The sequence below is a fragment of the Kitasatospora sp. NPDC097643 genome, assembly GCF_040302625.1.
Lineage (GTDB): Bacteria > Actinomycetota > Actinomycetes > Streptomycetales > Streptomycetaceae > Kitasatospora.
This window is the reverse complement of record NZ_JBEOSA010000050.1, coordinates 37,034-50,429: the sequence shown is the minus strand read 5'-3', so window position 1 is coordinate 50,429 and position 13,396 is coordinate 37,034. Positions and strand designations below refer to the sequence as shown.

General features: G+C 70.6%; 11 protein-coding genes and 1 pseudogene. 7 read left to right on the top strand and 5 right to left on the bottom strand.

Annotation, left to right across the window (positions count from 1 at the left end; translation table 11 throughout):
- Positions 1-209: 209 nt before the first annotated feature.
- The 3 genes and pseudogenes from ABTY15_RS27440 to ABTY15_RS27430 form a co-directional block, all read right to left on the bottom strand.
- Positions 210-4,091 (bottom strand): wHTH domain-containing protein, encoded by a 3,882-nt coding sequence (locus ABTY15_RS27440; RefSeq protein ID WP_350600959.1) that lies wholly within the window; start codon positions 4,089-4,091, stop codon positions 210-212.
- Positions 4,092-4,187: 96 nt separating this feature from the next.
- Entirely contained in the window at positions 4,188-4,568 is a 381-nt protein-coding gene (locus ABTY15_RS27435; protein WP_350600957.1) for a zinc ribbon domain-containing protein, read from the bottom strand.
- Positions 4,534-4,605 (bottom strand): annotated as a pseudogene (locus ABTY15_RS27430) (hypothetical protein); the annotation flags it as partial. The gene ABTY15_RS27435 and the pseudogene ABTY15_RS27430, both read right to left, overlap by 35 nt.
- Positions 4,606-4,791: 186 nt before the next feature.
- Here ABTY15_RS27430 and ybiA point away from each other — a divergent pair.
- The 3 genes from ybiA (at position 4,792) to ABTY15_RS27415 (ending at position 7,645) form a co-directional block, all read left to right on the top strand.
- Positions 4,792-5,373: a riboflavin biosynthesis intermediates N-glycosidase gene (gene ybiA / locus ABTY15_RS27425; RefSeq protein ID WP_502893602.1), complete on the top strand. Its 582-nt coding sequence runs from the start codon at positions 4,792-4,794 to the stop codon at positions 5,371-5,373.
- Between the two features lie 35 nt (positions 5,374-5,408).
- Positions 5,409-6,476 (top strand): hypothetical protein, encoded by a 1,068-nt coding sequence (locus ABTY15_RS27420; RefSeq protein WP_350600954.1) that lies wholly within the window; start codon positions 5,409-5,411, stop codon positions 6,474-6,476.
- Between the two features lie 68 nt (positions 6,477-6,544).
- The gene (locus tag ABTY15_RS27415) at positions 6,545-7,645 is read left to right on the top strand and encodes a hypothetical protein (protein ID WP_350600951.1); all 1,101 of its coding nucleotides are present in this window, start codon (positions 6,545-6,547) and stop codon (positions 7,643-7,645) included.
- An 87-nt stretch (positions 7,646-7,732) separates the two neighbouring features.
- Here the strand turns inward: ABTY15_RS27415 and ABTY15_RS27410 are convergent, their stop codons facing one another.
- Positions 7,733-9,115, bottom strand: coding sequence for a glycine--tRNA ligase (locus ABTY15_RS27410; protein ID WP_350600947.1), 1,383 nt, complete (start codon positions 9,113-9,115; stop codon positions 7,733-7,735).
- 194 nt (positions 9,116-9,309) lie between these two features.
- On the opposite strand from ABTY15_RS27410, the gene ABTY15_RS27405 reads away from it, so the two are divergent.
- From ABTY15_RS27405 to ABTY15_RS27390, 4 genes are read left to right on the top strand one after another with little or no spacing between them, the layout of a single operon-like run.
- Positions 9,310-10,272 carry a metal ABC transporter substrate-binding protein gene (locus tag ABTY15_RS27405; protein ID WP_350601022.1) on the top strand — a complete coding sequence of 321 codons (963 nt, stop codon included), beginning with the start codon at positions 9,310-9,312 and terminating at the stop codon, positions 10,270-10,272.
- A gap of 12 nt (positions 10,273-10,284) precedes the next feature.
- Positions 10,285-11,094, top strand: coding sequence for a metal ABC transporter ATP-binding protein (locus tag ABTY15_RS27400; protein WP_350600943.1), 810 nt, complete (start codon positions 10,285-10,287; stop codon positions 11,092-11,094).
- Positions 11,091-12,044: a metal ABC transporter permease gene (locus ABTY15_RS27395; RefSeq protein WP_350600939.1), complete on the top strand. Its 954-nt coding sequence runs from the start codon at positions 11,091-11,093 to the stop codon at positions 12,042-12,044. Before ABTY15_RS27400 ends, ABTY15_RS27395 begins: the two co-directional genes overlap by 4 nt.
- Positions 12,045-12,079: 35 nt before the next feature.
- Complete coding sequence (locus ABTY15_RS27390; RefSeq protein ID WP_350600935.1) at positions 12,080-12,490, top strand: Fur family transcriptional regulator; 411 nt, start codon at positions 12,080-12,082, stop codon at positions 12,488-12,490.
- Positions 12,491-12,555: 65 nt separating this feature from the next.
- Here ABTY15_RS27390 and ABTY15_RS27385 read toward each other — a convergent pair whose 3' ends face one another.
- Complete coding sequence (locus tag ABTY15_RS27385) at positions 12,556-13,395, bottom strand: isoprenyl transferase (RefSeq protein WP_350600931.1); 840 nt, start codon at positions 13,393-13,395, stop codon at positions 12,556-12,558.
- Position 13,396: the final 1 nt, after the last annotated feature.

The window sequence follows — 13,396 nt, the reverse complement described above, 5'->3', positions numbered from 1 at the left end:
CCGCCCCCGCGCCGCACTGATCGCCACCGCAGCACTCTCCGTCGCGACCGGCACCGGCGCCGGGGCGCTCGCCGCCCTCCCCCTCCGCCACCACGACCCGGGCACGGCGAACCTGCTCTTCCTGCTCGCGCTCTGCACCGTGACCCTGCTGGTCAACTCGACCCTCAGCACGGCAATCCAGCGCAGACACCCCGCAGAGCATCCCCCCGCTACATGGGTTCCCGGGGCACAAGAGCCAGGGCCGCCCGGATGATCTCTGCTGCATCAGGGATGCCGAGTCCCAGCTCGCGCAGCCAATAGTTGGTCTCAGCCAAGGAGAGGTGGACACGACGCGCCGCCCGAATTTGATAGGGCAGGGAGTTCGGCTGTCCCTGCTGGTTCGCCTCCGGATAGAAGGAGTACGTGTTCTCCAGGCCCAGCACATGTGCCTGGCGAGGATCCAATCCTGCCGGCAGGTCCAACCTGCTCACGGGCACACCGTAGGAAGCCAAGCGCTCGGCCACCTCGTGTGGCTGACATCCAATCTCTCCCGCAGCAACAACCGCACGGTAGAACGGCACGGTCTCGCCGACCTTCAGTCCGAACCACCAGTTGTCGATGGTCGACATATTGGGAGTCGACAGGAGCCGCTGGTCCAGGCCTCGCGGCTGCCCCGGGAATCGCAGGCCCACCGGAATCCCGTAGGCCTCCAATCGGTCGACCACCACGGCCAAGGGCTCCCCCGTGCGCTCCGCGATCGCAAAGAGCCGACGGAACTCCATTTGTTCATCAGGACTGACGTGCGTCGTCTCGTGCCTCGCCAGAATGTCTCGGTCCTGCCGGTTTCTCCGCTCCGGCAAGGGTGGCACCCGGAAGCCGAGCACCGACAAGGTGCGAGCCGCTACCCCGTCCGCCAAACCGAGTTCGCTCTCAGCCGCAAGCAGGTGTCCTGGTGGAACCGTCGAGTTCGAACTGAGCCACGGCCAACAGCCGTCAAGACCGCTACTGAGCAGCTTGACCAAGTCCTGGTCGAGCTGCGACGGGACAGCAAACGACTCGACGTGACGCCCCAGGGCCTCGAGCCGCCCCACAACCTCACGCGGGTCCACTCCCAGAGCAAGCGCTGTCTGGATCACGTGTCCGGGTGGGACCGCTTCACTGCGCGGCAGCCAACCGTTGCGCCGAATCGTCTGGTTCCGGCTCAACATCCTCAGTGTCTCGCCGGAAAGAAGGTGTTCCGGGAGAGGCCCTGTCGGCGCATCGAAGCCGTAACGCCGCAGCCGACGGGCCGCGTCCGCCAGCCCAATACCCAACGAGTGGTGAATCGGCACCAGATCCGCAGCCTCGATCTTTCCGGCACTACTGAGCCCCCGGCCCGGTGCGGCAGCCAGCAGCGCCGCCTCCTGGCGGGTTGAGGCGTTGCCGGCCCATTCGAACCCGGCCGGATCGAGGTCAAGTACCCCGAGCGCATGCGCTCTGGCTGCTACGTCGCGAGGACTCCACCCCGTTCGGTCGACGTGCTCGAAGACGACGTTGGAGCTGATCGACCGGCCGTCTCGAGTGCGCCAGGTCCAGAGGACCATGCCTTCCGACAGGAGATACCGGTCGGAAGGGATCGCCCGCAGCGGCCCTGACATGTCAGCCAACTCAGGCACCAAGGAGGTGAGTTCATCCCTGAGATCACTGCCCCCATGGGCCAGGACCCGCCAGAGGAAAATGTGGTCGGGCATTCCCCACCAGTCGCTCCCCCTGCTTCCCTGGCTAACGGTCAAGAAGTCCGCCGCGAGTTCCAAATCCGGCGCGAAGGTTCCGACCGAGCAGAGATCCACCGTCCCACCGTTGTGCCTCAGGGGGGACCCCACCGCCACCAACGCGTCCGCAACCACGTCGGCAAGCCTGGGGCTCTCCCCGGACATTCTGTTCAGCCACGTGTAGGTGACGAAGGGCGCCTGATCAGCCACCAGAGCTCTCGCTGCGTCTTCGATCACGCTGGAGAGGTCCGAGGGAAGGTGTTCCAGTACCTGGGTCCGGTCAACCGAAAGGCGCACTGCTGCACAGCGCCCACTCAAGTTGATCACCAGTCCATAAGGCTGGTTTTCGCCTGTCGACAAGGGGCCCGGCTTGGAGGGCGGCATAGCCACAAGCCCGTCGACCAGCAAGGTGCCCCGACCTTCGCACCAGAAGATATCCACACCTTCCGGTGCGCCCGACCAGCGGAGCGCCAGCCCCACGGAGTCGGTAGTCCTCTCGTAGACGAAGGCATCCCGCTCCCACGCCTCCACCCGGCTGCCGTGCTCGGCCCTGGTGGTGAACTCCGCAATGCCGAGCACCTCGCAGAGCACGTCCACGCAGGACCACGCCTGATCCCGATCGGGGTCGTCCCTGAGATAAAGCCGCACATGGGTGTACGGCCCCGCACCTCTCTCCGCCACCTCCCTGATCTTGAACAGGTGCCCCGGCCCGAAGATCGACGCCTCCAGCACCGGCCCCGGCAACCCCGTCCGCCGATCCATCCGGCACGTGGTCACCCGGATCTCGTCGGCGAGCATGAAGTAACTCAGCACCCCGATCCCGAACCGGCTGTTCGGGAACAGCTCGATCGGCGGCGTCACCGTCGCCCACTCGGCCTCCTCCAGCTTGTACGCCGGGAGGTCCGCGAACCGCGCCCCCGCCTGCGAGAACACCCCCCGCAGCTGCGACTCCCCCATCCCGACACCGTTGTCCTGGCACTCCAGGTACGGCCGGCCGTCCTCCTCCCCCTGCACGAACCTGATCTCGCCCTCGTACTCCCCGACCGAAGACCCGGTCGCCCGCAGGTACTTCGTCCGCGCCTCGCGGTACCGGCAGGCGTCGAGGGCGTTCTGGTACAGCTCGCGGACGGCCAGGTTGCGGTCCTTGTAGAGCTGCGTGCCCATCAGCATGTCCCGCACCCGCCGCTCGTCGAGCCGGAATTTGGCCCAGTTGACGATCTTCGGGTCGGACGGCGTGACACCCTCCATCGACAGCCGCTTCGGCAGCTCGGGCATGGACTGGGCGACCCGGTCCGGGATCACGTGGTGGATGCCGTGCAACATCTCGTCCAGCCGGGCGATGTGCTCCCCCAACGCTTCCTTCACGGCCCCGTGGTGGTACACCGCGTCCAGCACCGGCAGCCCGTCCGGCCCCTTCCAGGCCGCGCCCGCCAGCGTCTCCCTCAACTGCCCAGGCTCGACGGCCTCCGGAATCCCGATGTGGTCGACGATGATGTCGGGCAGCGCCGTCAGTTCGATCGCCATCCCGTGGGCGAGCGCGAGCAGCAGCCCGAGCCGCCGTTCCCGCACGCGCTGCCGACCTGGACCGCCCAGGGCGTCGTCCGGCTTGAGCTCGTCCAGGTACTCCGGCGAGCACACCTCCGGGCCGCGCCGCAGCCCGTACACCAGCTTGCGCAGCCGCGTCGCCTGGAGGGCCTCCCCCAGCAGCGATCCCCGCGGAACGATCCGCTCCACGAGGTCCGGAAGCCCCGGATCCCCCGGCCCTCCCCGGTCGATCAGCAGCCAGCGGTGGAACAGCCACCACCCGATGGGCTCCCGCGCCTCGGGCCGCAGGGCGGCCCGGCCGAGCAGCATGTCCTGGTCGGCGATGGAGCGCTGATAAGCCAGCCGGTCACCGGATGCCGCCGCCGTGTCCAGGCTCAGGTCGACCGGGTCCACGCCGAGGTGCCGGACGGCCGTCTCCGCCTGGTAGACGTGGTGGATCAGCGGCACCAGGACCAGCAGGGCGGCCTCGGCCGGGTAGAGGTCCGGCGGCAGGTAGGCCTCGGCCTGGTGGAGGAAGCGCCGGCCGTAGTCCGGGTCCTGCCAGGGGTCGGCGGCCAGGGTCCGCTGGGCCTGCTCTCGCAGGAACGCGAGCCGCCCGGCCACGAGGGCGGCCTCCCGCAGGTAAGGCTCGACGGCGTGTTCGGCGGGGACCTTCCGCCAGACCGCCGAGTCCCGGACTGCCTCCACCCAGCGGTCCTGCTGGACACCGTCAGCGGAACCCGGCGCCTGCTGGTAGTAGTTCAACTGGCCGGCCTGGACCAGCATCCCGGTGAGCGTGCTGTCCCTGAACTGGTTCTGGGTGTCCTGCCGTTCCATGCCCGCCCGTCCCGATGTCCCCGCCTGCGTGCGGGAAATCCTAGAAGCCGGGCGGCGACCGTACACGCGATACGGCGCATTGACTTCCTCCCCGCCCTAACGGACGGGGATTCCGGCCGCACGTGCCGCGCGGGGGCTTCGCCCTGTGCGGGTGCGGCGTGCCGGTGGTTGGCGCTTCACGGACCGGCCGGTGCCGAGGTCTCCACGCCCTGCAACCGCCTGCCCGGCGGCCTTGATGTTCTTCGCGGCATTCACATCGGCGTGGTCCTGGTGCCCACAGGCCACGCACCGGAACACCGCTTGGCTCTCGCGATTCTCCGGTGCGCAATGCCCGCAGGCATGGCAGGTTTGCGACGTGTACGCGGGGTTGACCAGCAGCACCGCGCTGCCCGTGTGGCGAGCGGCGTTGCTCCAGAGCGGTGTTCCACACCGACCGGCAGATGCTGCCGAACATCTCGCACAACTCGGCCTGATCACCGGTCAGTTCGAGGCGGTAACGTCGCCCGGACAGCATGAGAACACCCCCCTTGGGTTGCTCGGATCAAGCTAGTGCACGCCACTGACAACACGGGGCGACCTACGCCGCTTCGCGACTCCGAGCCAGGGATGGGCTAACCCCAGGCCGAAGCTGGGGGCCTGCGCCCACCAGACCTGATCAAACGGTTGGCAGCCGCCAGACCCTTTGTGTCAGAATGACGATATGAACGACATGCACGTGGGGGACCCTGTCGACACCCGGAACCGGGCCGAGCTGGCCGCGCTCGTCGCCGCCGGCACCCGGCCGAAGTGGCTGATGTTCTGGGGGCACCAGCCGAGGAAGGACGGGCGGATCGGGCAGGGCGCGCTGAGCCAGTGGTGGCCGTGCGAGTTCACCGTGGACGGCGTGACGTACGCCAGCGCCGAGCACTGGATGATGGCCGGGAAGGCCCGGATGTTCGGGGACGAGGCCATCGCGAAGCGGGTGCTGGAGGCCAGGACGCCCGCCGAGGCGAAGAAGCTGGGGCGGCTGGTCAAGGGCTTCGACGACGCGACCTGGGCGGCCGGGCGGTTCGAGCTCGTCGTGGCGGGCAACGTCGCCAAGTTCGGCCAGGACGAGGCGCTGCGCGCGTACCTGCTCGGAACGGAGAAGCGGGTGCTGGTGGAGGCCAGTCCGGTGGACCGGATCTGGGGCATCGGTCTGGCCGCCGACGACATCCGCTCGGAGCGGCCGGACGAGTGGCGCGGGGAGAACCTGCTGGGCTTCGCCCTGATGGAGGCGCGGGCCCGGCTGACGGCGCAGTGAGGCCGGTCGTCCCCCTCCTCGACGCCACCATCACGGTGTCGACCGTAGCGGCACTGGCCCTGGCCCCAAGGGTGTTGCGGCGCGAGGTCCGGCCCGGGCGCCCGGGGCGCTTCGGGCCGGACGCGGCGCTGGCCGTCGTCGTCGCGCTGTTCCTGCTCAACCAAATGCTGTTCGCCGTCTACGTGCAGCGTGTCAAGGGCGGCAGCACGGAGTTCATCGCCCGCTACCTGCCACCCGGCTGGTTCGACGTGCCGCGCGGGAATCCCGCCGTCGACTGGCTGGCGGCACACTGCCCGCTACCAGGCCTGCTGGCGCCCACCGCCCTCCGTGTGCAGGCGTTCCTCGAACTCCCCCTGGTCCTGCTGGCGTTCGTCGCCGTCCTCGGACGGCTGGACCGCGGCCTGTCCGCCCGGGTCGCCGCCTCTCCCCTGCTCCCGCTCGCCGCCGCCTCGTACACGGTGGCGTTCTGCGCGGTGGAGTGGGACCTGCGCAACCCGTACACGGTGGACGACATCGCCATCCGCATCGCCTCCGCCCTCGTCACGCCCCCGCTGCTGGCGCGGCTCGCCGCCCGCGAAGCGCCCCGACAGCGGCGCAGCGTCGTCCTGTTCGCGATCGACCTGTGGGCGTACGGCACCCTGATGCTGGTCCTGTACGACACCGTGCTGCTCTACAACCTCGCCCGCCTCGGCGACCACCTCGTCGAAGCAGGCCTCGCCGTCGCCGCCCTCGTCGCCACCCGCCTCGCGCCACAGGGCCGAGGCAGCACCGGCCCGTACACCGCCGCCCTCGCCGACACACTCGGCCGCGCGCTCGCCCTCTTCCTCGTCCCGGCCCTCGCGATCCGCTACGGCGTCGACTTCGGCACGCCCCAACTCGCCGCCGCCGCAGGCCTCGTGGTCCTCGCACCGGCCGCCCGGCCGCTCCGCCTGCTCCCCGTCGCAGCAGCCGGAGCCGCCGTCGGCTACGCCGTCCTGAGACTCGCCCCCGGCCCGTACTACGAGGCGACCCTCCTCCGGAGCGCGACCGGCGCACTTCTCACAACGGCCGCCCTCTGCGCGCTCCTTGACACCACTCACACACGACTGGTCGTGCGCTCTTAACTCCCCCGCCACATACCGACGCCAGGATGTCCCGCAGTCAGGGTCGAGATGGACAGGGTGGGGCGATCATGCGCATGCGGCCGACGACGGCGGAATCCGCAGGCCAACACCGGGCAAGTGAGCAGCACGCTCACGAACTCCGCGCGGAACTGGACGAGTTACTCCGCGCGAGCCGCTACGCCGGCCAGCGGGAGCGCCGGCTGAACGAGGCGATACGGGCGACGCCGGGCCGCCAGCAGCCGGACGGGGAGCTGCTGCGCCAGCTCAGCCAGGCCCGGACGCTGCGCGAGGGGCTGGGCGCGCGGTGTCTCCAACTGAGCGAGCAGCTCCAGGTGTTGGAGCAGTACCTGCGCCAGCCCACGCCGCGCAGCCAGCAGCAGCCGCAGCCGCAGCCCGCCGCAACCGCACCCGAGCCGGAGGGGGTGTTCAGCCCGGATCTCGGCGCCCTCGCCGAGCGGGTGTCCGCCCTGCACCGCGGCGGAGCCTTCCCGGAGGCGGCGGAGCTGCTGACGCAGGCCGCGATCCGCCTCCAGCCGCGTGACGCCGCGCAGTTGGCCGCCGTCCTCATCCGCAGCGGCCCGGCCGGCAGTTCGCTGCAACTGGCCCGGAACGCCGCCCGGACGACTCCGGAGCGGGCGGTGGCGGTGCTGGCCGAGCTGCGCGAGCTCGGGCTGGCGGAGGAGGCGGCGGAGCTGTTCCACGCGTTCTGGGGCTACCCGGCGACGGCCCTGCCCACGCTGCTGGCGGCGCTGGAGCGGGCCGGGCAGGTGGCGGACGGCGCGACCCTGCTGTGGGAGTGGGGGTCGGCGCCGACGCCCGAACTGACCACCCTGGCGGCCGGGTTGCACCACGCGGGCCGCCACCAGGACGTCCGGACGCTGCTGCGCCAGGCCGCCGGCCGGCCGACGGCCGACCTGGCCGCACTGGCGACGGACCTGCCCGCCCCGCTGCCGGCGGTGCTGCTGCACGAGCTCGCCGCGCTGCGCCCGCCGGTCGAACTGGTCCGGCTGGCGGCCGCGCTGGACGGCCACCCGGAGCTGTACGGGCACCTCCTCGAAGCCCTGCACGCCGACGAGGCCCGGCACCGCACGACCCTCGCCACCCTGCGCACCGAGGGCCTGCCGACCACCCCGACCGCCCCGAAGAGCTCCCGCTGGGGCCGACGGTAGGAAATCCGGAAGCAGCAGAAGCGGAGGAGCCCCCGCCCGCCCCTCAGCAGAGGCGAACGGGGGCTCCCCGCGACAACTACACCGACGTCAGCAGCCGATCAGCCGCGCCGCCAGGTACGACTTCACCTGGTCGAGCGAGACGCGCTCCTGCGCCATGGTGTCGCGCTCGCGCACGGTCACCGCGTTGTCCTCGAGGGTGTCGAAGTCGACGGTGACGCAGAACGGCGTGCCGATCTCGTCCTGGCGGCGGTAGCGCTTGCCGATGGCGCCGGCGTCGTCGAACTCGACGTTCCACGCGGTGCGCAGGTCGGCGGCCAGGCCGCGGGCCTTCGGGGACAGGTCGGCGTTGCGCGACAGCGGCAGGACGGCGACCTTGACCGGGGCCAGGCGCGGGTCGAGGCGCATGCCGACGCGCTTCTCCATGACGCCCTTGGCGTTGGGCGCCTCGTCCTCGAAGTAGGCGTCGATCAGGAAGGCCAGCATGGCGCGGTTGAGGCCGGCCGCCGGCTCGATGACGTACGGGAAGTACTTCTCGCCGGACTCCTGGTCGAAGTACTTCAGGTCCTGACCGGACGCCTCGCTGTGCACCCGCAGGTCGTAGTCGGTCCGGTTGGCGACGCCCTCCAGCTCGGAGAACTCGGAGCCGCCGAAGTTGAAGCGGTACTCGATGTCCACCGTGCGCTTGGCGTAGTGGGACAGCTTCTCCTTCGGGTGCTCGAAGAAGCGCATGTTCTCGGTGCGCAGGCCGAGGTCGACGTACCAGTCCCAGCGCTGCTGGAGCCAGTACTCGTGCCACTGGTCGTCCTCGCCCGGCTTGACGAAGAACTCCATCTCCATCTGCTCGAACTCGCGGGTGCGGAAGATGAAGTTGCCGGGGGTGATCTCGTTGCGGAAGCTCTTGCCGGTCTGGGCGATACCGAACGGCGGCTTCCGGCGCGAGGTGCTCTGGACGGCCTTGAAGTTGGTGAAGATGCCCTGGGCGGTCTCGGGGCGCAGGTAGGCGAGGCCGCTGGCCTCCTCGGTGACACCGAGGTGGGTCTTCAGCATGCCCGAGAAGTCCTTGGGCTCGGTGAACTGGCCCTTGGTGCCGCAGTCGGGGCAGTTGACGTCCTTGAGGCCGTTCGGCGGCGGGAAGCCGTGCTTGGCCTCGTACTTCTCCTCCAGGTGGTCGGCCCGGTGGCGCTTGTGGCAGGAGAGGCACTCGGTCAGCGGGTCGTTGAAGGTGGCGACGTGGCCGGAGGCCTCCCAGACCTCGCGGGCGAGGATCACCGACGAGTCGAGTCCGACGACGTCCTCGCGGGCCTGGACCATCGCGCGCCACCACTGGCGCTTGATGTTCTCCTTGAGCTCCACGCCCAGCGGTCCGTAGTCCCAGGCGGCGCGGGTGCCACCGTAGATCTCGCTGCAGGGGTAGACGAAGCCACGGCGCTTGCTCAGGCTGACGATCGTGTCGATCTTGTCGGCGGCCACAGTGCTCTCTTCAGTACGTACGGCACGGTCAGGGCACGGCTGGTTGCGCGTACCCGAATACCTCAGGTTACCGGCCATATGGGTACGGGGTTCAAATCGGTATCGTCCGGCCGCTGCCACCCATCGCCACCTGCCGTTCACCCAATCGAGTGATTTGACAATCATTTCCATCTGAGATGAGAATGATTGTCATGATGATCGGACGACGCACCCGCAGCTCCATAGCCCTCGCCGCCTCCGCCCTCACCGCCTCCCTCCTCCTCACCGCCTGCGGTGGCAGCAGCAGCGCCCAGAGCGCGGACGGCAAGCTCAAGGTCGTCGCTTCCTTCTACCCGATGGAGTTCCTCGCCCAGCAGATCGGCGGGGACCACGTCGCCGTCACCGACCTCACCGCGGCGGGCGTCGAGCCGCACGACCTGGAGCTCACCGCCAAGCAGGTCGCCACCGTCCAGAAGGCCGACGCGATCGTCTACCTCAAGGGCCTCCAGCCCACCGTCGACAAGGCGGTCGAGCAGTCCGCCGGCAAGCACAAGGTCGACGCCGTCGCCGCCAGCCCGCTGGTCGACCACCACCTCGACGAGGGCGCCGGGGCCGACGGCCACCAGCACGAGGGCCCGGCCGGCGACCCGCACATCTGGCTCGACCCGACCCGCTACGCGGCGGTCGCCAGGAGCGTCGGCGACGAGTTCGCCAAGGCCGACCCGGCCCACGCCGAGGACTACCGGAAGAACACCGACACCCTGGTCGGCAAGCTCGACGCGCTGGACCAGGAGTTCCAGGCCGGGCTGAAGGACGCCAGGACCCGGACCTTCGTCACCAGCCACGCCGCCTTCGGCTACCTCGCCGACCACTACGGCCTCACCCAGGTCGCCATCAACGGCGTCGACCCGGAGTCCGAGCCCACCCCGGCCCGCCTCGCCGACGTCCAGAAGGCCGCCAAGGACAACGGGGTCACCACGATCTTCTTCGAGACCCTGGTCAGCCCCAAGCTCGCCGACACCGTCGCCAAGGACCTCGGCCTCAAGACCGCCGTCCTGGACCCGCTGGAGGGCGTCAAGGACCCCGCCAAGGACGACTACCTGACGGTGATGAAGCGCAACCTCACCAACCTCCAGGCCGCCCTGGGCGTCACCGGCGCCCCCGCGGCCACCAGCTGACGGGACCGGCAGATGACCCACCCGACACCCTCGGGCCCGACGGCCCCGGGCCCGATACCCGCAGGCCCGATCCCCCCGGCCGTCCGCCTGCGCAGCGCCGTCGCCTCCCGCGGCGGCCGGCCGGTGCTGCGCGGCGTCGACCTCACCGTCCAGCCCGGCGAGGTGGTGGCCCTGCTCGGCGCCAACGGCTCCGGCAAGTCGACCACCGTCAAGACCGTGATCGGCGCCGTCCCGCTGGAGCGGGGCACGCTGGAGCTGTTCGGCGTCCCGTACGCCGGTTTCCGCGCCTGGCACCGGATCGGGTACGTCCCGCAGCGCACCACCGCCGCCTCCGGCGTCCCCGCCACCGTGCGCGAGGTGGTCTCCACCGGACGGCTGCCGCAGCACCGCCTCCTCCCCTTCCGCCGCAAGGACCGCGCGGCGGTGGACCGCGCGCTGGCCGCCGTCGGCATGCTGGACCGGGCCGGGGACGGCGTCGCCGACCTCTCCGGCGGCCAGCAGCAGCGGGTGCTGATCGCCCGCGCGCTGGTCGGCACCCCCGACCTGCTGATCATGGACGAGCCGATGGCCGGCGTGGACGCCGACAGCCAGCAGGTGCTCGCCGACACCCTGCGCGCCGAGGTCGCCCGCGGCGCCGCCGTCCTGCTGGTGCTGCACGAACTCGGGCCGCTGGAACCGCTGATCGACCGCGCCGTGGTGCTGCGCGACGGCTGCGTCGCGCACGACGGCCCGCCCGTCCCCAACACCGGCCTGCACGCACTGCCCGGCCACGACCACGTCCACCCGCACGCCGACCACACCCCGCCGAGGCTCCTCGCATGATCGACCTGACCGAGATGCTCAGTTACGACTTCATGCAGCGCGCGCTGATCGCCGCCGTCCTGGTCGGGATCACCGCCCCCGCCGTCGGCATCTACCTGGTGCAGCGGCGCCAGGCGCTGATGGGCGACGGCATGGGCCACGTCGCGATGACCGGCGTCGGCCTCGGCTTCGTCTTCCAGACCAGCCCGGTCTGGATGGCCGTGCTGGTCTGCGTGCTCGGCGCCGTCGTCATGGAACTGGTCCGCTCGCGCGGCAACCAGCGCGGCGACATCGCCCTCGCGATGCTCTTCTACGGCGGCATGGCCTGCGGCAAGCTGCTCGTCTCGCTCTCCGCGCAGGCCGGCGCCGGCTCGCTGGAGAGCTACCTGTGGGGCTCCATCCTGACCGTCTCCCCCGGCGACCTCACCGCCATCGCGGTGCTCGGCGCGGTGGTCGTCGCGGTCACCGTCGGCCTGCGCCGCCAGCTCTTCGCGATCTGCCAGGACGAGGACTTCGCCCGGGTCACCGGCGTCCCGGTGCGGGTGCTCAACCTGCTGCTCGCGGTGATGGCCGCGGTCACCGTCACCGTCGCCATGCGGGTGGTCGGGCTGCTGCTGGTCAGCGCCCTGATGGTGGTCCCGGTGGTGGCCGCCCAGCAGCTCACCCGCTCCTTCGCCGCCACCCAGGCGGCCTCGATCGCGCTCGGCGTGGTGGTCGCGCTGGCCGGCGTCACCGGCTCGTACGAGCTCAACGTGCCCTCCGGCCCGGCCATCGTGCTGCTCGCCATCGCGGTGTTCGCCGTGTTCAGCCTGCTCGCCGCGCCGCTCGCCCGGCGCCGCCACCGGGCGGGCGGCGAACCCGGGCCGCAGGTCTGCGACGTCCAACTCCCGGGCCAGTTCCCGGGACAACTCCCCACACAGGGTTCCCTTGACGCGACCACACCGGAGCGGCGGGCGGGGCTGGCACAATGAGGTGCGAGACGCCAACCACCCCAGGAGGACCCACGGTGACCACCGCAGGCCCGTCGCCGCGCGCCCGATCGACCCGGCAGCGTGCCGCCGTCTCGGCGGCCCTGGACGAGATCGCGGACTTCCGCAGCGCGCAGGAGCTCCACGACATGCTCAAGCACCGCGGGGACTCCGTCGGTCTGACCACGGTCTACCGCACCCTCCAGTCGCTCGCCGACGCCGGTGAGGTGGACGTGCTGCGCACCGCCGACGGCGAGGCCGTGTACCGGCGTTGCAGCAGCGGGCACCACCACCACCTGGTCTGCCGGAGCTGCGGCGCCACCGTCGAGGTGGAGGGCCCGGCGGTGGAGCGGTGGGCCAACTCGGTCGCCGCCGAGCACGGGTTCAGCGACATCGCGCACACCCTGGAGATCTTCGGCACCTGCGCGGAGTGCGCCAAGAAGGGCTGAGCCGAAGCGAGCAGAGGGCCCGTGGGAGCAATCCCACGGGCCCTCTGCTGGTGTGCCGGTCCGGCTCAGCGCTGGGCGGGCAGCCCCACCTGCGCGTCGACCTCGTTCGGGATCGCCCCGCCGAAGCGGCGGTCGCGCATCGCGTACTGCTCGCAGGCGCGCCAGAGGTCGCGGCGGTCGAAGTCCGGCCAGAGCACGTCCTGGAACACGAACTCGGCGTACGCGGACTGCCAGAGCAGGAAGTTGGAGGTGCGCTGCTCGCCGCTGGGGCGCAGGAACAGGTCCACGTCCGGCATGTCCGGGTGGTACATGTACTTGGCCAGGGTCTTCTCGTTGACCTTCTTCGGGTCCAGCCGCCCGGCCGCGACGTCCCGAGCGATCGCCTGCGCCGCGTCCGCCAGCTCGGCCCGGCCACCGTAGTTGACGCACATGTAGAGCGTGACGGCGTCGTTGTTCTTGGTCTGCTCCTCGGCGACCTGGAGCTCCTGGACGACGCTCTTCCACAGCTTGGGCATCCGGCCGGCCCAGCGGACCCGCACGCCCATCGCGTCCATCTCGTCCCGGCGGCGGTGGATGACGTCCCGGTTGAAGTTCATCAGGAACTTCACCTCGTCGGGCGAGCGCTTCCAGTTCTCGGTGGAGAACGCGTACAGCGAGATGTTCTTCACGCCGAGCTCGATCGCGCCCTTGAGGACGTCCAGCACGACGGACTCGCCGACCTTGTGGCCCTCGGTGCGCGGCAGCCCGCGCTCCTTGGCCCAGCGGCCGTTGCCGTCCATCACGATCGCCACGTGGTTGGGGACGAGCTCGCCGGGGATCTTCGGGGGCTGTGCGCCACTGGGGTGCGGGGTCGGGGGGAGGTACTCCCTCTGCTTGCCGCCGCCGAAGAGCCGTCGCGCTGCCATG

Coding starts and splice junctions, on each gene's coding strand:
- ABTY15_RS27415 (WP_350600951.1), top strand. CDS start 6,545: ATGCGCATGCGGCCGACGACGGCGGAATCCGCAGGCCAACACCGGGCA.
- ABTY15_RS27400 (WP_350600943.1), top strand. CDS start 10,285: ATGACCCACCCGACACCCTCGGGCCCGACGGCCCCGGGCCCGATACCC.
- ABTY15_RS27440 (WP_350600959.1), bottom strand. CDS start 4,091: ATGGAACGGCAGGACACCCAGAACCAGTTCAGGGACAGCACGCTCACC.
- ABTY15_RS27405 (WP_350601022.1), top strand. CDS start 9,310: ATGATCGGACGACGCACCCGCAGCTCCATAGCCCTCGCCGCCTCCGCC.
- ybiA (WP_502893602.1), top strand. CDS start 4,792: ATGAACGACATGCACGTGGGGGACCCTGTCGACACCCGGAACCGGGCC.
- ABTY15_RS27395 (WP_350600939.1), top strand. CDS start 11,091: ATGATCGACCTGACCGAGATGCTCAGTTACGACTTCATGCAGCGCGCG.
- ABTY15_RS27385 (WP_350600931.1), bottom strand. CDS start 13,395: ATGGCAGCGCGACGGCTCTTCGGCGGCGGCAAGCAGAGGGAGTACCTC.